Source organism: Jannaschia rubra (assembly GCF_001403735.1).
GTDB lineage: Bacteria > Pseudomonadota > Alphaproteobacteria > Rhodobacterales > Rhodobacteraceae > Jannaschia > Jannaschia rubra.
On the sequence record NZ_CXPG01000022.1, the window covers coordinates 86,631 to 103,210 of the forward strand.

Annotated in this window: 18 protein-coding genes and 1 pseudogene; 12 read left to right on the plus strand and 7 right to left on the minus strand. The window is 68.2% G+C overall.

Annotation, left to right across the window (positions count from 1 at the left end):
- The first annotated feature begins 37 nt into the window (after window positions 1-37).
- From JAN5088_RS16390 to JAN5088_RS16400, 3 genes are read left to right on the plus strand one after another with little or no spacing between them, the layout of a single operon-like run.
- Complete coding sequence (locus tag JAN5088_RS16390; protein ID WP_055683902.1) at window positions 38-502, plus strand: copper chaperone PCu(A)C; 465 nt, start codon at window positions 38-40, stop codon at window positions 500-502.
- On the plus strand, window positions 502-1,125 hold the full coding sequence (locus JAN5088_RS16395; protein ID WP_055683903.1) for an SCO family protein: 624 nt from the start codon (window positions 502-504) through the stop codon (window positions 1,123-1,125). Before JAN5088_RS16390 ends, JAN5088_RS16395 begins: the two co-directional genes overlap by 1 nt.
- A complete protein-coding gene (locus tag JAN5088_RS16400; RefSeq protein ID WP_055683904.1) occupies window positions 1,122-2,492 on the plus strand; it encodes a M23 family metallopeptidase in 1,371 nt (456 codons plus the stop codon). Before JAN5088_RS16395 ends, JAN5088_RS16400 begins: the two co-directional genes overlap by 4 nt.
- Before the next feature lie 472 nt (window positions 2,493-2,964).
- Here JAN5088_RS16400 and JAN5088_RS16405 read toward each other — a convergent pair whose 3' ends face one another.
- Window positions 2,965-3,636: a L,D-transpeptidase gene (locus tag JAN5088_RS16405; protein ID WP_055683905.1), complete on the minus strand. Its 672-nt coding sequence runs from the start codon at window positions 3,634-3,636 to the stop codon at window positions 2,965-2,967.
- A gap of 191 nt (window positions 3,637-3,827) precedes the next feature.
- Here JAN5088_RS16405 and JAN5088_RS16410 point away from each other — a divergent pair, with 191 nt between their 5' ends.
- From JAN5088_RS16410 to lnt, 3 genes are read left to right on the plus strand one after another with little or no spacing between them, the layout of a single operon-like run.
- Complete coding sequence (locus JAN5088_RS16410) at window positions 3,828-4,610, plus strand: ZIP family metal transporter (protein ID WP_055683906.1); 783 nt, start codon at window positions 3,828-3,830, stop codon at window positions 4,608-4,610.
- Window positions 4,611-4,621: 11 nt separating this feature from the next.
- A complete protein-coding gene (locus JAN5088_RS16415) occupies window positions 4,622-4,837 on the plus strand; it encodes a hypothetical protein (RefSeq protein ID WP_055683907.1) in 216 nt (71 codons plus the stop codon).
- 35 nt (window positions 4,838-4,872) lie between these two features.
- A complete protein-coding gene (gene lnt / locus JAN5088_RS16420) occupies window positions 4,873-6,363 on the plus strand; it encodes an apolipoprotein N-acyltransferase (protein ID WP_082430071.1) in 1,491 nt (496 codons plus the stop codon).
- Window positions 6,364-6,381: 18 nt separating this feature from the next.
- Here lnt and JAN5088_RS16425 read toward each other — a convergent pair whose 3' ends face one another.
- Both JAN5088_RS16425 and JAN5088_RS16430 read right to left on the minus strand, forming a co-directional pair.
- A complete protein-coding gene (locus tag JAN5088_RS16425) occupies window positions 6,382-6,891 on the minus strand; it encodes a L,D-transpeptidase family protein (protein WP_055683908.1) in 510 nt (169 codons plus the stop codon).
- Between the two features lie 72 nt (window positions 6,892-6,963).
- Window positions 6,964-9,282, minus strand: coding sequence for a heavy metal translocating P-type ATPase (locus JAN5088_RS16430; protein ID WP_199502173.1), 2,319 nt, complete (start codon window positions 9,280-9,282; stop codon window positions 6,964-6,966).
- 156 nt (window positions 9,283-9,438) lie between these two features.
- On the opposite strand from JAN5088_RS16430, the gene JAN5088_RS16435 reads away from it, so the two are divergent.
- The gene (locus JAN5088_RS16435; RefSeq protein ID WP_082430072.1) at window positions 9,439-10,092 is read left to right on the plus strand and encodes a cation diffusion facilitator family transporter; all 654 of its coding nucleotides are present in this window, start codon (window positions 9,439-9,441) and stop codon (window positions 10,090-10,092) included.
- 154 nt (window positions 10,093-10,246) lie between these two features.
- Window positions 10,247-10,693: a DUF411 domain-containing protein gene (locus JAN5088_RS16440; RefSeq protein WP_055683909.1), complete on the plus strand. Its 447-nt coding sequence runs from the start codon at window positions 10,247-10,249 to the stop codon at window positions 10,691-10,693.
- A 3-nt stretch (window positions 10,694-10,696) separates the two neighbouring features.
- Here the strand turns inward: JAN5088_RS16440 and JAN5088_RS16445 are convergent, their stop codons facing one another.
- Together JAN5088_RS16445 and JAN5088_RS16450 are read right to left on the minus strand one after the other, a co-directional pair.
- Window positions 10,697-11,461, minus strand: coding sequence for a DsbA family protein (locus JAN5088_RS16445; protein WP_055683910.1), 765 nt, complete (start codon window positions 11,459-11,461; stop codon window positions 10,697-10,699).
- Window positions 11,458-11,640 (minus strand): annotated as a pseudogene (locus JAN5088_RS16450) (glutaredoxin); the annotation flags it as partial. The pseudogene JAN5088_RS16450 and the gene JAN5088_RS16445, both read right to left, overlap by 4 nt.
- A 390-nt stretch (window positions 11,641-12,030) precedes the next feature.
- Between JAN5088_RS16450 and JAN5088_RS16455 the strand changes: the two are divergent.
- From JAN5088_RS16455 to repC, 4 genes are all read left to right on the plus strand, one after another.
- Complete coding sequence (locus JAN5088_RS16455; RefSeq protein WP_055683912.1) at window positions 12,031-12,291, plus strand: CopG family ribbon-helix-helix protein; 261 nt, start codon at window positions 12,031-12,033, stop codon at window positions 12,289-12,291.
- Between the two features lie 18 nt (window positions 12,292-12,309).
- Entirely contained in the window at window positions 12,310-12,648 is a 339-nt protein-coding gene (locus JAN5088_RS16460; protein ID WP_055683913.1) for a type II toxin-antitoxin system RelE/ParE family toxin, read from the plus strand.
- A gap of 212 nt (window positions 12,649-12,860) precedes the next feature.
- Window positions 12,861-13,643, plus strand: a complete 783-nt coding sequence (locus tag JAN5088_RS16465; RefSeq protein WP_055683914.1) for a hypothetical protein — start codon at window positions 12,861-12,863, stop codon at window positions 13,641-13,643.
- 240 nt (window positions 13,644-13,883) lie between these two features.
- A complete protein-coding gene (gene repC, locus JAN5088_RS16470; protein ID WP_144431870.1) occupies window positions 13,884-15,146 on the plus strand; it encodes a replication initiation protein RepC in 1,263 nt (420 codons plus the stop codon).
- Window positions 15,147-15,598: 452 nt separating this feature from the next.
- Here repC and JAN5088_RS16475 read toward each other — a convergent pair whose 3' ends face one another.
- On the minus strand, window positions 15,599-15,856 hold the full coding sequence (locus tag JAN5088_RS16475) for a hypothetical protein (RefSeq protein ID WP_055683916.1): 258 nt from the start codon (window positions 15,854-15,856) through the stop codon (window positions 15,599-15,601).
- A gap of 115 nt (window positions 15,857-15,971) precedes the next feature.
- Window positions 15,972-16,235, minus strand: a complete 264-nt coding sequence (locus JAN5088_RS16480) for a hypothetical protein (RefSeq protein ID WP_144431871.1) — start codon at window positions 16,233-16,235, stop codon at window positions 15,972-15,974.
- Window positions 16,236-16,580 lie beyond the last annotated feature (345 nt).

The following is a 16,580-nucleotide window of genomic DNA, read 5'->3' on the forward strand; positions in this document are numbered from 1 at the left end:
GCTTCCAAGGAACGGGGAAAACAGTCAGGAGAACAGAATGAGACATGCCGCCCGATCCATGCTTGCGGCCCTGCTGCTGGCGCCTGCGCTCGCGACCGGCGCCTGGGCGGGGTCCGACGATGTCGTCGTCGAGAACGCCTGGTCGCGCGCCTCCATCGGCACGTCCCGGCCGGGCGCGGCCTACATGGAGGTCCGTAACGCGGGCGAAGAGGCCGTCACGCTGACGGGGTTGCAAAGCGACCTCGCAATGGTGTCCGAGATCCATCGGGTCACCACCGACGACCGAGGCGTCAGCTCGATGGCTCCGGCCGGTGCGATCGTCATCGCACCGGGAGAGACGGTCGCGATTGCACCCGGAGTGATGCACGTCATGCTGATGCAGCTTCAGCGCCCGATGCGGGAAGGCGAGAGCTTTCCGCTGACGCTGAACTTCTCGGACGGCGGCGAGGTGCCGGTGCCGGTGCCGGTCCTGGGCATCGCCGCGCGTGGACCTGAGGGTTGATGCGGCGCAGATCAGTTCTCGGCCTGGGCGGCGGCATCGCCGCGCTCGGGCTGACGTTGCTGGCGGGCTGGTGGCAGGTGGATGGCCCCGGTGCGTCCGGGCGTACGGATGAAGCCCGGCCCCTGCCGCTTACGGAGATGGATTTCGCTCTCATCGACCACGAGGGGCAGCCCGTCGGCCCCGAGACGCTGGTCGGTCGGGCGAGCCTGGTGTTCTTCGGCTTCACCTTCTGCCCGGCCGTCTGCCCGACGACGCTGGCCGACGTTTCCGGCTGGCTGGCGGATCTGGGCGAGGATGCCGCTCGCCTGAACGTCGTCTTCGTTACCGTCGACCCCGCACGGGACGATGTGAAGGCGATGGCCGAATATGTCGGCTACTTCGATCCGGCGATCCGCGGCTGGACCGGGCCGGAGGAGCAGATCGCGCGCGCCGTCGAAGGGTTTCGGGCGACATACGAGCGTGTTACGACCGACGACAGCTATACAATGAACCATACATCGAGCGTTTTCCTGTTCGACGCGGAGGGACGCTTCGTGAGCACGGTCGATTATCACGAGCCCAGGGAGTTCGCAGTGCCGAAGATACGGCGCGCAATGGGGCTGGAAACGAAGAGGGCGACATGAGGGCGAGGTACTGGACGGCGGCTTTGGCCGTTATGGGAGGCATTTCGGCGGCAGTGGGTCTTCCGGCCACAGCGATGAAGGAGTTGGTTCCGCCAGAAATGACCGCAGCCGCTGCCAGAACGCCCGAGGCTCCCGCCCTCCCTGTCACAAAGGCGGCGGCGCCGGCCCTCATGCCCCTGCGACAAGGTCCCAAGCCGACACTGCAACAGCCGGCCCTTCTGTTCGCGGCGACCATTGGCGACGCTCCGTTGCCGGCGGTCGATCCTCCGCGCGCCAGCTGGTCGCGCGAGATCGCATCGGGCGAGACGCTCGACGCGGTACTCGCGGAGGCCGGTATCGCCGCCGCTGACCGGGCAGAGGCGGCGCTTGCCCTCGGCGCGGAATACGACCTGCGGCGGCTCCGGCCCGGCCATACAATCAGCGTGGTCTCGGCACCGGACGGCGCGCCGCGCACCATCTCCCTCGATGTGGATGACGGCGTCCGCATCGAGGCGCTGTTCGGCGCCCGGGTGGAGACGCGCGTCACGACGCCCGACCCGGAAATCCTGTCCCTGGCGGGAGAAGCCCGCATCACGAGCTCGCTTTTCGCGGCGCTGGACGACGCCGGAATGCCCGCCCGCTTCGCCGTCGACCTGGCGCAGTTGCTGGGCGGCGCGGTGGACTTCCGCCGGGACCTCGATGGCGACGAGACGCTGCGTTTGATGTGGCGCGAGGCGCGGGTCGAAGGCGAACTCGTGGGCCAGCCGGAACTGGCTTTCGCGGCGCTCGATCTCGGCGACGCGCTCTACGAGATCGCCTGGCCCGAGGACGGCACAGGCCGCGCGACGATCTACCTTGACGGCGAGGTGGAGCGCGTTTTCGCCCAGCCGGTTGACGGCGCGCGTCTCAGTTCGGTTTTTGGGCGCCGGGTCCACCCCGTCTTCGGCAACGTGCGGATGCACACGGGCGTCGATTTCGCCGCGGCGCAGGGCACGCCGGTGCGCGCCACGGCGCCGGGGCGTGTCACATTCATCGGCTGGCGTGGCGGCTATGGGCGCGTCGTCGAAATCTCGCACGGCACTGATACCATGACACGCTACGCGCACCTGAGCGCGGTTCCCGATGGCTTGAGCGAAGGTCAGCGCGTGGCGGCTGGCGACGTGATCGGTTCGGTCGGCGCGACCGGAACGGCTACGGGGCCGAACCTGCATTACGAGGTGCTGGTGGAGGGCCGGCCGACCGATCCGCTTTCCGACGAGAGACTGGCGGAGGCCGCCGAACGAGACGAACAGGATGGCGGCGCGCTGGAGCGGCTTGCGGAGGCGCGCGCGGCGCTCGTGGATGCGCTGGCCATTGCGGCGCCGGATATTTCACACGGGAGGCTATGACCGATGGAACCACAAAAACCGAAGGTGGCAGGGCGGGCAACTTCGCAATCCGGCGCAGCCAGGCAAGCGAACCGTAACGGAAGAGCGGCCCTGCTGGTCGGGACCTTGCTGACGCTTGGAGCCTGCGCGGTTCCGGTCGGCGGAGGGGGGCAGGAGGGACAGGGCATTTCCGAGGATGTCAGGGCGCAACTGGTCGCCATGGCCGCCCCTTATCAGGACCTTCAATCCGTCGAGCTGCGAGCGGAGGATGGATGCTATTGGTACAGCCATGCCGGGCCGGTTGAGACGACGATGTTGCCGCTGCGCACATCCAACGGCAACAAGATCTGCGGTGGGTCTGCCTCGTCAGTCGCGGGCTGACAGGTCGAAGGTGAGAGCGGGTTCTTTCAGGTCCGGTCGCCGATTTCCCGACCGTGGCGGACGGGGGCGGAGCATATTCGCAAGACGCGCGCCGCCAGCTCGGACGAAACCGTCAGCTGTGCGCCATCGACGGGCCGTCTCCCGCGGGCTTGTAGAGGTAGGCCGTCACCCCCGTCTCGACCCGCGCGTAAAGCTCGTTGATGTGGGGCATGACCATCCGTACGCAGCCCGAGCTGGCGCGGCTGCCGATCGAACTCGGGGACGGCGTGCCGTGAATCCGCAGATAGGTGTCGCGGCCTCCCTTGAAGAGATAGAGCGCGCGCGAGCCGAGCGCGTTCTCGGGGCCGGGCTCCATCCCGTCCTCGTATTGCGCATAGGCTTCCGGCTCCCGGCGGATCATCGCCTGCGTCGGCGTCCAGTGCGGCCATTCGACCTTGCGCCCGATCCTGTAGGTGCCGGGCTCGTAGAGGCCATCGCGTCCGATCGCCACGCCGTACCGCATGGCCGTCCCGCCCTGCTCAATGTGGTAGAGATACCGCGCCGTGGCGTCGACGTGGATGTCGCCCGGCACGAGGCCGGGCCGCGCCGCAACCCTCTGCGGCAGCAGGCGCGGGTGCAGACCCCAAGGGTTCGTCATCGCCGGATCGTAACCGGGCGGCGTGACCTGCGCATCCCATGCCGCCTTCTGGGCCGCCGTCGGCCAGCTGCTGGAAAGCGCGGGTCCGGCGACGGTTGCGGAGAACAAGGCGGAAGTCGTTGCGATGAAATGGCGTCTGGTCAGCATTGTGCGGCTTCGCTCCTCGTTGATAGGCTCTTCGCACTACAACAAGCAGCGCCATCTATCAAACCACGCGGGGCAATGCAGGGTTCCGCGGGCTTCCGAGACCGGCACCTGAAGGACTGGCGCGGGCGAGCTGTTGATGGTCTGCGGCGCCCCGAGCGCCGGATCGAAGAACCACCCAATACAGAGAAAATATGACCGGCTTGTCTCCCGTCATGCTCGGCTTCCTCGGCAGCCTCGCCGCCGGCTCCATGACGGCCATCGGGGCGGTGCCGGTCTTGTTCGGCCGGCTCCCGTCGCGCGCCACGCGGGACATGGCGCTCGGCTTCGCGGCCGGCGTGATGCTGGCGGCCTCCTTCTTCTCCCTGATCATCCCCGCGCTCGATGCCGCCGAGCCGATGTTCGAGAACGGCGCGATGCCCGCCGCCATCGTCTGCGTCTCGATCCTGCTCGGGATGGGCACGGTCGCGCTGATGAACGAACGCCTGCCGCACGAGCATTTCGCGAGCGGGCGCGAGGGGCCGGAGGCCGCGTCGCTCCGGCGCGTCTGGCTCTTCATCATCGCGATCACCATCCACAACTTTCCCGAGGGCCTCGCCGTCGGCGTCGGCTTCGGAGCGGACGGGATGTCCGGCGGCCTGCCGCTCGCGATCGGGATCGGACTGCAAAACGCGCCCGAGGGTCTGGCGGTCGCGATCTCGCTTCTGGGCGAGGGCTACGCCAAGCGCCGCGCCTGGGGCATCGCCGCCCTGACCGGCATGGTCGAGCCCGTAGGCGGCCTCATCGGCGCCGGGATCATCACACTGTCCCAGCCGCTCCTGCCCTGGGGCCTCGCCTTCGCGGCGGGGGCGATGCTCTACGTCATCAGCCACGAGATCATCCCCGAAACCCATCGGAGCGGCCACCAGAACCGGGCGACGCTGGGCCTCGCCGTCGGGCTGGTCATTATGCTGTTCCTCGACGTATGGCTGGGGTGAGCGGGACGGCGATGCGGCATCGGAACCTGACCTTGGGCGGCGGCGCGTTGCTGGCAGCCTTCGCAGCGGATCAGGCGAGCGAGGCGCTGGTCGTCGCCAAGGCTCCGCGCCTCGCGCGCGGCGTCCCCGTCCTGCCCGCCTTCAACCTCGCCGAAGTGGCGGTCGTCTGCGGAACGGCCCTGCTGGTCTTGCGTCCGCTTTTTGCCGAGCGCGTTCCCGCCTCGTGACCGTCGTCACAGTCGCATGATCCGCCCGCCGAGGCGTGGCCTTCCCGCTCGCCTTCGCGGCGGGCGCGGCGGCCGTCCTCGCCCTGCCGCCCTTCTCGGTGCTGCCGGCTGCACTGCTGGCATACTCGGCGCTGTTCCTTCTGGTCGCGGACGCGGGCCCGCGGCGCGGGCTCGCCCTCGGCTGGGCGTTCGGGCTCGCGTACTTCGCCTTCGGGCTCTCCTGGATTGCCGAGAGCTTCGCGGTGGACGCCGAGCGCTTCGGCTGGATGGCCGTTCCGGCCGTGGCGGGCCTGAGCGCGCTCCTCGCCCTCTTTCCCGCCCTTGCCTGTGCCGCCTTCACGCGGGTGCACACCAGCGGCGCGACGGGTGCGGTGCTCTTCGCGACCTGCTGGACGGCGGCGGAGTGGCTTCGTGGCCACGTGCTGACCGGCTTCCCGTGGAACCTGACGGGCTACGCTCTGGCGGAGTTCGACATGCTCCGCCAGTCCGCGGCCTGGACCGGCAGCTATGGGCTGAGCTTCCTCGTGGTGCTCGCCTCTGTGCTACCGGCGGCTGCCCTGCGTGCGGAAGGGGTGCGGCGGACGGGCTGCCTTGTCCTCTTCGGGGTTCTCTGCCTTGCGGTCCTCGCCGCCGGATGGCTGCGGCTGGCCGCGACTCCCCCCGAGGGGACGGGGGTCCGTCTGCGGATCGTGCAGGGCAACATCGCCCAGGCCAAAAAGTGGCTCCCGGACCAGCGGGAGGCGATCTTCGCGCGCTATCTGCGCCTGTCGGCGGCACCCGGAGCGTTCGACGTGCTGCTCTGGCCGGAGACCGCCTTTCCCGGCGACCTCGATGAGGACCCGGCGGCCGTGGCCCGCATCGCCCGAATGCTCGCGCCGGACCGCATTTTGCTGACCGGGGTGCCCGAGCGCGTCGCGGACGCGGAGGGGACCCGCTACTTCAACACGATCCAGGCCTACGACGCCGAAGGCGGCCCGGTCGCCGACTACGCCAAGCACCACCTGGTCCCGTTCGGCGAGTACGTGCCGCGGTGGCTGCCCATCGGCCGGCTCGTCGAGACACCGGGCGACTTCACGCCGGGACCCGGGCCGCGCACGCTGGCGCTGCCGGGCCTGCCGCTTGTCGGCGCCGCGATGTGCTACGAGATCATCTTTCCGGGCCACGTCGCAGACGACGCGATCCGGCCCGACTGGATCTTCAACGCCACCAACGACGCCTGGTTCGGCACCTCGATCGGGCCGCGCCAGCACCTCGCCTCGGCCCGGATGCGCGCGGTCGAGGAGGGGCTGCCGGTCGTGCGGGCGGCGAATACCGGTATCTCCGCGGTGATCGACGCGGAGGGGCGGATCCGCGACCGTCTGGGAATGGAGCGGACCGGCATCATCGACGCCGAGTTGCCCGCCGCACGGCCCCCGACGCTCTACGCGCGGCTCGGCGATCTGGTGCTGCCGCCCCTCGTTCTGGCGGCGCTCTTGCTGGCATGGCTCACGGATGGCGGAGCGGCCCGTCTGTGGCGGCGGACCTGACGCGCAGGGATCGAGCCTTCAGGCGTAGATTTCGATGGGCGTGCCGTCGCGGACCATGGCGTAGATCGCCTCGATCTGGCGGTCGGTGACGGCGATACAGCCCGCCGTCCAGTCTCGCACGTCCGTCGGGTCGACGCCACGCCGGGGCCCTCCATGGATGAAAATGTCGCTGCCCGGATGCCGCCCTGCCGCCGCCGCGTAGGCGACGTCCGCCGTGTTCGGATAGGAGATACCGATGGACAGGTGAAACTTGCTGTCGGGGTTGCGACGGTCGATGACGTAGGACCCTTCGGGCGTGCGTCCGTCGCCCTCGAACTGCTTGTGACCCACCGGCGCAAAGCCCAGGCCGATCGGGTAGGTCCGCAGGGTACGCTCCCGGCCCTCCACGACCAGCAGCCGACGCTTTTTGAAAAGCCGCAGCCGCGTGACGGCGGGGCCGTCATAAGACCGGAACTTGCCCGCGCAGCCGGAAAGAAAGGCGCACGCGCCCCCCAGGAGCGCCGTACGGCGCGTCAGTCTTGAAATCATGCCTGCCCCTCGCGCCCCGTGGTTCGGTGGCCATTGTTCTTCCGCCCTGAGTAGAGGGCGAGGGGCCGCCGATCAATGCCCGTGCGCCAGCGCGCCTTGCGTCATGCGCGTGCCGACCCGCTCGCCGCCTTCGGGCGGCGGCGCGTCGGCGTGCGCCCGCAACAGCCGCAGAGCGTTGGCCACCACCAGGAGCGACACGCCCACGTCGGCGGCGATGGCGCCCCACATGGTGGCCAGGCCGAACGCCGTCAGGGCGACGAAAGCGGCCTTGGTGGCGAGCGCGAGCGCGATGTTCTGCCGGATGACGCCCATGGTGCGGCGGGAATGGCCGATGAGCCACGGCACCTTGGCGATGTCGTCGGTCATCAGCGCAATATCGGCCGTCTCGATGGCCGCATCCGAACCGACGGCGCCCATGGCGATGGCGAAATGCGCCCGCGCCATCGCCGGCGCGTCATTCACCCCGTCGCCGATCATGGCGACCACGTCGTGCCGCGCGACCAGCTCCTCGATCGCCGCGACCTTGTCTTCGGGCAGGAGCTCCGCGCGAACCTCGTCGATCCCGACCTCGGCGGCGACGGCGCGCGCCGTGCGCTCGTTGTCGCCCGTCAGCATGACGATAGTCCCCACCCCCATCTCGTGCAGCCGGGCGACAACGGCACGCGCATCGGGCCGGATGCGGTCGCGAAGGGCGATCAGGCCCATCAGCTTGTCGCCCGCGCCAATGGCGACGAGCGTGCTGCCTGCGCCTTCGATCCGCTCCGCCAAATCGCGTGGGATCGCGCCCTCCAGCCCCTTCTCGGCGGCGAAGCGGTCGGAGCCGAGCCAGACCGGTTGGCCCTGCCACGTCCCTTCGACACCCCGGCCGGGGACCGTCCGCGTGTCCTCGGCGGCCGTGCGGGCGATGCCCTCGCGCTCGCCACGGGCCAGGATGGCGCGCGCGAGCGGGTGCGAAGAGCGCGCCTCCAGCGCCACGGCGGCTTCAAGCAGCTCCCGCTCGGAGGCGTCGCCCAAGGGGTACAGGCCTGCCACCTCCGGCTCGCCCATCGTGATCGTGCCGGTCTTGTCCATGGCCAGCGCGGTCAGCCGCGCCGGCGCCTCGACATAGGCCCCGCCCTTGATCAGCACGCCGCTGCGGGCCGAGGAGGCCAGCGCCGCGACGATGGAGACGGGCGTAGAGATGACCAGCGCGCAGGGGCAGGCGATGACCAGCAGCACCAGCGCGTTGTAGATCCAGTAGTCCCAGGCCCCGCTGGCCAGAAGGGGCGGCACCAGCGCGATCAGCACCGCCAGCGCCATGACGATGGGCGTGTAGACGCGGGCGAAGCGCGTGACCCACTGCTCGACCTCGGCGCGGCGCGAATGCGCGTCGCCCACCATGCGGATGATTTTCGACAGCACCGTGTCCGAGGCCGCTTTGGTCGCGCGCACCGTCAGCGTGCCCTCGCCGTTGATCGTGCCGGCATAGACCTCGTCGCCGGCCTCCTTGGGCACCAGCGCGCTTTCTCCGGTGATCGGCGCCTGGTCGACGGCACCCGCGCCGTCCGTCACCTCGCCATCGAGCGGGATACGGTCACCGCCGCGCACGATGAAGCGCGTCCCGACCGCCACTTCCGCCGCAGGCACGTCCGCCTCCGAGCCGTCGGGCCGGATCACCCGCGCCGTGGGCGGGGCGAGGTTCAGAAGCGCCGAGACCGCGTTGCGCGCACGCCCGACGCTCCAGCTCTCCATCGTCAGCGACAGGGCGAAGAAGAAGGCCACCGTCGCCGCCTCGAAATATTCGCCGAGCGCGATCGCCCCCGCGACGGCCACGACCATGAGCAGGTTCATGTCGGGCGAGATCCGCCGCGCCGAGGACCACGCCTTGGGCGCGACGAGCCAGACACCGAACACGACGGCGATCAGGAAGGCCACGATTTCCAGCAGCGGCATGGGGATCTCGCCATGCCCCGAGAACAACCCGACCGCCCCGACCGCGCCGGATTCGACGATATGCCAGAGGAACCCCGCTGCCCAGAAGCCGCCGGACAGCGCGGTGAACAGGCGCTGGCGGCTGAAATGTGCGGCCTGGTCGGCCTCGGCCGCCTCCGCGTCCCAGGGCTTGGCGGTCATGCCGGTTGAGCCCACGATCTTGACGATCTGGTCGTCGCGCAGCGGCTTTGCACCCCCCAGCACCGTCATCCGCCCGTTGAGCACGTCGAAGGCCAAGTGCTCCGCTCCGCCGACCTCGGGTCCGACGACGCGGTTCAGGATCGCCACTTCCTCCGCGCAATCGAGGCCGTTCACGCGGAAGCTGCGGCCAGCCTCGGGTGGCGGCGCGCTTGAGGCCTGGACGGCCTGCCCGCCGCAGCAGGCGTCACATGCCTTCTCGGGCTCGTCGCGTTGTTCCATGATGATCTCCTGCCGGTATCTACGACCGGAGAGATGGGGCCTCTAGCGGCTAGAGGTTCAAGACCTTTCTTGCGCCGGCGCCGAGTTTTCGCCGAAGTCGAACCTGTCGGGCATTTGTCACGTTATTCTGGCGGGTTGCCGCACGGGAGATGTGAGATGCCGGAGAAGCAGAAGGACCGGGACGCTGATCTCAGGCGCGGCATCCGGGTCGAGATCGCGAGCCTCGTCTACAATGTCCTCGAGGTCGTCGTGTCGGTGACGGCCGGTCTGCTCACCGGCAGCGCGGCGCTGGTAAGCTGGGGGCTCGACAGCACCGTCGAGGCTACCTCGGCGGGGACGCTGATCTGGCGCCTGCGTGGCGAGAAGAAGGGCGCGGACCGGCGCACGATCCTGAAGCGCAAGAAGATCGCCCTTTCGGTCGTGGCCGCGGCGTTCTGGATCGTGGTCGCGGCGATCCTTTACGAGGCGGTCTCCGCGTTCCTGTCGCAGGAGGCGCCGGGCTTCAACTGGTGGGGGATCGCGATCCTGTTTGTCTCGCTCGTGGTCAATCCGTTCCTGGCCTGGGGCAAGCACCGCTACGGCAAGCGGCTGGACTCGCCCGCGCTGAAGTACGACGCGAAGGACACGCTGATCTGCGAGTATCAGACGGTGGTAGTGCTGATCGGGATCGGCCTGACGCAGTGGCTAGGCTGGTGGTGGGCCGACCCGGTGGCGGCGCTGCTGATCGTGCCCTACGTCGCTTGGGAAGGGTTCGAGGCCACGAAGGACGCTTGGTCGGTCGATCCGGACGACGTCGGGGCTGCGGCCTGAGATCCGATGTCTGAGCCGCTGCATGATGTCGTGCGGCGTGAGCCGTACGAAGAATTTCACGTAGTTCGTACCACACGGACATTGATTCCCTTGCCTTCCCGCGGGGGAGGGATCCCATCTGCATGCGGATCGAAACGTCACCGGAGACCCCAACATGTCCGCCCGCCGCTTCCTTTTCGCCCTGACCGCCGCCCTCCTGCCCGCGACCGCGATGGCGGAGGCGGTGCATACGGCCAAGTCGCCGACCTGCGGCTGCTGCGGCGCTTGGGTCGAGCACATGGCGATGGCCGGCCACGACGTCAGCGTCGAGGACATGGGCGACGATGCGCTGGCCGAGCTCAAGGTCTCGCTCGGCATCCCGGACGAGATGGTCTCCTGCCACACGGCCATGGTGGACGGCTACGTCGTCGAGGGCCACGTGCCGGCCACCGACGTCGAACGGCTGCTCTCGGAGCGACCCGACGCGATCGGGCTCTCGGTGCCCGGCATGGTCATGGGGACGCCGGGCATGGGCCCGCGCGAGGACGGCGAGGCGTTCGACGTCTGGCTGATGAAGCGGGACTGGACGGCCGAGGTCTTCGCCGCCTACCCTGAAGGCTGAGGCTCAGACGCAGGCGGGGACCGGCTCGTCCGCGCGCTCGCGGGCGAGGAGGCGGTCGAGGGTGACGTCGCCCAGGGCGCCCACCACCGCCGTCCGGCCGACCACCATCGAGGGCGTCGCGTAGAAGCCGAACGTCGCGGCGGCGGCGCGGGTTCGCTCGAGCTTCCGCTCCACGGCCGCGCCATTCATGTCCGCCCATAGGTGCGCGGCGTCGAGGCCGAGGTCGGCGGCGATGCGGGCGATGGCATTGGGCGAGGGACGGGGCGTTCGCATCAGCGCCTCGTGGAACGCGACATGCGCGTCCTGCAAGCCCGCGGCGAGGGCCGCACGGGCCATCACCGTCGAGCTTTCGCCGAGGAGCGGCAGTTCGTGCCACGTGACCTGCGCGCCCTTCAGGGCGGCGAGGCGGGGGCTCAGCACCCGGCAATACGCGCAGTTGAAGTCGGAGAAATAGGCGATCGGAACGATGCCGCGGTCTGGGCCGGACGTGTCATCGAACAGACCGGCGCAGGACGGGTCGGCCCGCTCCGCCGTCACGTCGAGCCCGATGAACGGATCGAATGCCGTGCCGCCGCTGACGCTTCCGGTCACAGTCAGCCTGCGGAACCCCGCCGGGCGGTCCAGAGGCTCGAAGTCGAGTTCGCGCAGCCGCTCGGACAGCGCCGGCAGACCCAGGCGCAGGCCCGCATAGGCGCCTGCGAGCCCTAGCCCCGCGACGAGCAGCCCCCGCCGCGACGGGTCGCTCCGGGGGGCGGGGCCATCCGTCACATCAGCGCTATCCACCCCATGACGAGCGCCATGCCGACCATCATGAGGTTTTCCGTGAGAGAGACGAAACCGAGCGGAACGGTACTGTCGCCGCCGACGCAGGCGCATTTGAGTTCCCTCTTGCCGACGTAGACCGCCTTGAAAACCGACACCTCACCGACCGTCCCGATGAACAGCGCGCATGCCGGAGTTCGCATCGGCCGATAGCATGGATGACAGGACGAGTCCTCCCGAAACGATGGCCACCACCGTCGCGAGGACTATCGAAGCTTTCATCTGAACCCTCCATGCAGTCGTATGGTGACGCTTTCCAAATTCTCCTGGTCATCAGTTCGTGAGTTGCGTCGGACTGGCCTGCAGTGGACGGTGTCGTCTGCCGGACATCTAGCGCTGGATGTCAAGCAAGGTAGGTTCACGGCCGAAGGTGATTGTCGGGGAATGGCCAAAAGTTCGTCCTCCGGCAGACGAGACCCTATTGAATTACATAATACAGACTATCGGATTTGACTTAGGGCCGCTTCGATGACACTGTATGACATCGTCGTCTTCCCTAGCCCAGGTTCGCCGCCATGCCTACCGCCATGTTCACTACCCGCTTGGACGCGGAGTTGAAGGCCGAGCTCGAGCGCATCGCGCAAGCCGAGGATCGCTCCGCCTCCTGGGTGGCAAACCAAGCCATCCGCGCCTTCGTCGAGGAGCGTCGAGCGGTGCGCGACCTGTTGGATACGGGGTTGGAGATGGTGACGCGCGAGAGCCCCGGCGTGGCGCCCGGGGAGGTTCACGACTGGATGCTGGCCGACGACGACCGGCCGTTTCCCGCCGCCCGCTGACCGCGGCCGGGTGCCGGCATGTCGGACGTCGGATTGCGCTACCTCGCAACAGCCGAGCCGGGGCTGCGTTGGATGCGAACCTACTACCGGCGCAATCCGCAGCTCGCCGTGGCCCGCGCCGCGGAGGCGCTGCGCCAAGCCGAGGCTATCCTGCGGGCTCACCCGGAGGCCGGGCACCGCTACGAGGGTCATGCGGACGTGCGCGAATGGAAGATCGCGGGAACAGCCTTCTCGCTGCTCTACGCGGAAGCGCGCGGCACCGTCTGGGTGATCGACGTACGCGACCAGCGCGGGCTGCGCAGCGCCGAGGCATTGCGCACCTTCGTGGCGGAGCTGCGGAGGCGGATGATGGAATGAGGGGCCTCCCTGTCCTCGCAAGCGACCCGCTTCGGTCGATGGAGGCTCGGGCGGGTCGTGACGTTGCTGCCGATCTATCCGAAGCGACCTCCACGGCCCCCTGAAGGTCGGTCGCGGCAGTCCAGAGTTGTCAAACCGGCCGCTTTGCCCCTATAGAATATCTATACCCTAGTGGCACCCATTATAAATCTGTTCGTTGGAAAGGGAACGACATGCGTGCATTTCCACAATCCACCGCCCTCGCGGCCATCGCCGCCATGTCGGCCTTGGCCGCAACGCCCCAGCAGGGGCAGGCCCAGACCTATCCCATAGACTGCGCTATCCTGCTTTGCCTGTCCGGCGGCTGGCCCGCATCGGTGCCCTGCGCCCGCGCTCGCGCCGAGTTCATCCGCAGGATTACGCCCTGGCCGGCCGAGCCGCCGCTGCAAATCTGGCGCTGCCCGATGGGGGCATCCTTCGAGGTCGATCCCGATGCCATGTCCACCACGCGCATCTGGGACGCGCTACTGGCGGACATGGAGATCCCGCTGCAATCCTACCCGAGCGCACCACTCCCGGACGACGGGCTTGCGCTCGCGCCGCAACCCGCCGTCCTTCGCCACGAGAGCGGGGGGGCTGCGATGCCCCTTCCCGAGGGGTTCAGCCTTCAGCTCGCCCAGGACTACATCAACCAAGAGGGCCAAGCTGACATCGACATCAGCGCCCCGGAGTTCAACTTCGTCCGCTCGATCCGCGTCTACATGATTCGAGGAAGCCAGCGCGAGCGCGGCCGCGAAGGGGACGAATACTGCGACCGCAGCTCCAGCGTCCGGCTCGGAAGTTACGGCATCCAAGGCGACTATCGGTGGCGAAGCAGTTCCATCGAGGCGGTGCCGGCCGCCTACGGCCTTCACAGCCGATGGGGCGATCACTGCCCCGGCGTTTCGATGCGCTCCGTCTTCGTGGACTGGCGGGACTACGAGGGCAACTACGGCTGGGAGCGCGTGGACTACTGATGTGGACAAGTTGTGGACCGTTTACGGCGGTCCACATCATCCTGTAGGCTTACCGAAACAAAAAATCAGAATCGAACAGGAGGCAGAGCAGACCCCCAAAAAGAGAAACCCCCCGCAAGGCGGCAACCAAGCGAGGGGGGCTTCGGATGAACAGGAATTGGCGTTCCTATAGGTCCAACCAGCTATGTTGACCTCGTTCTACCAGCCTCCCGACAGACCTGGCAAGCAAAAACCGCATCCGTGCGACCGGATGTCCTGTGCCTGCCGCGCCGTCTTGCTCCACCCCAAGAGCAAGGACCAACCATGTCACAGACCGCGACCTTCCCGGCCCTCCCACAGGGCCACAAACGCTTCACCGTCGAACAGCTCATCCGCGAGGTGGGTCCGACGATCGGCCTCGGGGCACCTGCCCAAGTGGCGCTCATCCACATGATGGGCCACACGGCGCCGGATGACTGGACGTCCCCAAATCGCGAGCCGATCTACTTCGCGCCCCAGGACGTCACCGCGGCCGCCCTCGGGAAGACCCGCCGGGCGCTCTACAACACCGAAAAGCAGCTCGAACGCCTTGGGCTCATCGAACGCCGGATCAAGGCCAACGGCCACCGCTCGCCCTATGGCGGATGCGGCATCGTCTTCAGCCGCCTCATCGCCCTCGTCCCCGACCTCCTCAATCTTCTCGACCGGCTCCGCCGGGAGAAGGCCGAGCGCAGGATGCTTCGCAACCTCCGCAGCACGTTCAAAGGGATCGTGCTGAAGCACGTCCGCGAAGCCGGCGATGCGCCTCACCCCCGCATCGAGGCCGCCGCCGAGGCATTGGCCTCATGGCCCGACGCCCGCCGTCTCGAAACCATGGCGATCGACGCCCTCCGCGCGCATGTCGAGGAGGTCAAGAACGTGACCGATGCACTTGCCGCGGGCGATGATGAAGGTCGTGATTCTTCCGCCATGGGAGAAGAAAACGACACCCCCTATCTACAAGAGAACAACCAAGAGCATCCTTCTGTAATCTGTAATGCCGGCATGGATGAACGGAGCGCGGGCAAGCCCGCGCACGATGAATCCTTTCTGACGGGGCCTATCGGCCCCGAAAGAGGCCGAGAAATAAAGTGTGCGGCGGCCAGCGGAGCACGCAAGGCCCAATTCGTGTCCAGGCTGACACCGGAGCGCCTTTTCGGTCTCGCCAGCGAGGACATGAAGACGCTCATCGCCGACAGCCAGGGCAAGTCCCGTCAGCTTCGCACTGTCGATCTAATCGACGCCGCCGTCAGGATCCTTCCCTCCCTCGGGATCAACTACGACGCCTGGGAGAAGGCCGTCGAGACGATGGGCGAAGAGCAGGCCACGCTCGCCGTGTTCCTGATCGACGCGAACCGCGACCATCCGAGGACGCCCGTGCGGAATCCGGGGGGGGCGTTGCGCGCGATGACAGGGCGGCACCGGAAGGGCGCGTTGAACCTCGTGGGCGGCCTCATTGGCCTTGCGCGGCGCAAAAATGCCTAATTGGCGAACGATAATCTTAACGAAATCGAATTGAGAGGTGTGCCGATGGCGGACGAGATCGAGGAACGCGAGGTCCATTTGGTCCGCGTCGGGGCGGGCGAGCTGCTGGCGGCGCTGCAAGCCGAGGACGGGGCGGGGGCAACATCCCGTTCAGTCGGCCGACGTGCATCTTGAGGGACTGGACGGGGCGGAGAAGCGTGGTCAGGGGGCGTCCGGCGAAGCCGGACCGGCTCTAGTCGGCTGAAGCCTCCCGGAGCCGCGAACCCACGACCTCCCCGTCCCGGCGGCACGGCCCCTGCGTCGCCGTCCTTCCACCGTGGACCGTCTCCTGCGGAGCCATTCCGCGGCGGGCGGGCCATGGTCGGCCGAGGGCGCGCGTCTCCGCCCTTCGGGTGGCGATCCTCGCCCGAGTGTCCCGCGGATGCGGCGTTCCGCGATTTCGGACGTCCCGCTCAGTAGGCCCAATCGTCGGGCGTCCACGAGTGGAGGAGGCAGCGCGGTTCGAGATCCGGCGGTGGCGGCTTGCCTGCCTCGGGGGCGTAACAAATCTCCTGGCACGACACGTCGATGCCGGCCGGGTTCAGGAGGAAGCCGAACGGGATCGCGCGTTCGTGGATAGCGAAGCGCCGCTCGCAGAGGTTCAGGCATGGCGCGTCGCGCCAGACCGAGCATGTCGGTCCATGGGGAAGGCCCGAGATCGCAAAAGCCATTCCGGTAGCCGGCACGGCGCCGAGGGCCAGCAACAGGACCACAAGCCGCCTCAAACCTCTGACCTTATTCCAAACGTCGAGGCCAAAGGACCAGCCTCAAGAGCCGCCCTTGCCGTCATCCTCGACCACCGGACGCGCGGAGCGGGCTGCAACTGAACATCCCAAGATCGGTGCCGTCCTGGCCGCGCACGATCATCGTCTCCTCGATCACGTCAGACCCGGCCGTCAGCTCGAACGGAGCGACCACGGGGGCATCGTCCACCTCCTCGAACATCGCCAGCGCCCCGGCCTCGCATGCGGCCATCGTGGCGAACTCGGCCGTCACAGGCTCCAATCCCTCGCCAAAGGTGAAGAGGACCAGGATCAGGATGACTTTCATGCGGCCCTCCGGGAGAGAGGAACCGAGGCCGCGAGGCCCCGGCTCCACCTGGGAAGTAAGCTCGCGCCCTTCACCTTCCACGGCCATCGGCATCCCTGCCTGTTCCGCATCCCGCGAATATCATAACAATGTGGCACATCCAATAACGATGCTAGGTCGCCGGCTCCCTCATCTTCCCTGAAATATCCTCGGGGGAGGCGCGTCAGCGCCGGGGGCGGACAGCCCCCTTGCCCATGCCAGAAGAGGCTTAGGAGACCCCCGCTCGCGGGGGTCGCGACGGCAGGGGGATTCGGACAAGCCGAACGCCCCTGCCCTTGCTGGTCCTCGCCTGCGGCTCGTCCGTCC

Excerpts from the sequence above, each read along its gene's own strand:
- JAN5088_RS16480 (WP_144431871.1), bottom strand. The coding sequence starts at position 16,235 with ATGAAAGTCATCCTGATCCTGGTCCTCTTCACCTTTGGCGAGGGATTG.
- JAN5088_RS16410 (WP_055683906.1), top strand. The coding sequence starts at position 3,828 with ATGACCGGCTTGTCTCCCGTCATGCTCGGCTTCCTCGGCAGCCTCGCC.
- JAN5088_RS16440 (WP_055683909.1), top strand. The coding sequence starts at position 10,247 with ATGTCCGCCCGCCGCTTCCTTTTCGCCCTGACCGCCGCCCTCCTGCCC.
- JAN5088_RS16435 (WP_082430072.1), top strand. The coding sequence starts at position 9,439 with ATGCCGGAGAAGCAGAAGGACCGGGACGCTGATCTCAGGCGCGGCATC.
- JAN5088_RS16455 (WP_055683912.1), top strand. The coding sequence starts at position 12,031 with ATGCCTACCGCCATGTTCACTACCCGCTTGGACGCGGAGTTGAAGGCC.
- JAN5088_RS16460 (WP_055683913.1), top strand. The coding sequence starts at position 12,310 with ATGTCGGACGTCGGATTGCGCTACCTCGCAACAGCCGAGCCGGGGCTG.
- JAN5088_RS16475 (WP_055683916.1), bottom strand. The coding sequence starts at position 15,856 with ATGGCTTTTGCGATCTCGGGCCTTCCCCATGGACCGACATGCTCGGTC.
- JAN5088_RS16425 (WP_055683908.1), bottom strand. The coding sequence starts at position 6,891 with ATGATTTCAAGACTGACGCGCCGTACGGCGCTCCTGGGGGGCGCGTGC.
- JAN5088_RS16465 (WP_055683914.1), top strand. The coding sequence starts at position 12,861 with ATGCGTGCATTTCCACAATCCACCGCCCTCGCGGCCATCGCCGCCATG.
- JAN5088_RS16430 (WP_199502173.1), bottom strand. The coding sequence starts at position 9,282 with ATGGAACAACGCGACGAGCCCGAGAAGGCATGTGACGCCTGCTGCGGC.
- JAN5088_RS16415 (WP_055683907.1), top strand. The coding sequence starts at position 4,622 with ATGCGGCATCGGAACCTGACCTTGGGCGGCGGCGCGTTGCTGGCAGCC.
- JAN5088_RS16390 (WP_055683902.1), top strand. The coding sequence starts at position 38 with ATGAGACATGCCGCCCGATCCATGCTTGCGGCCCTGCTGCTGGCGCCT.
- JAN5088_RS16405 (WP_055683905.1), bottom strand. The coding sequence starts at position 3,636 with ATGCTGACCAGACGCCATTTCATCGCAACGACTTCCGCCTTGTTCTCC.
- JAN5088_RS16400 (WP_055683904.1), top strand. The coding sequence starts at position 1,122 with ATGAGGGCGAGGTACTGGACGGCGGCTTTGGCCGTTATGGGAGGCATT.
- JAN5088_RS16395 (WP_055683903.1), top strand. The coding sequence starts at position 502 with ATGCGGCGCAGATCAGTTCTCGGCCTGGGCGGCGGCATCGCCGCGCTC.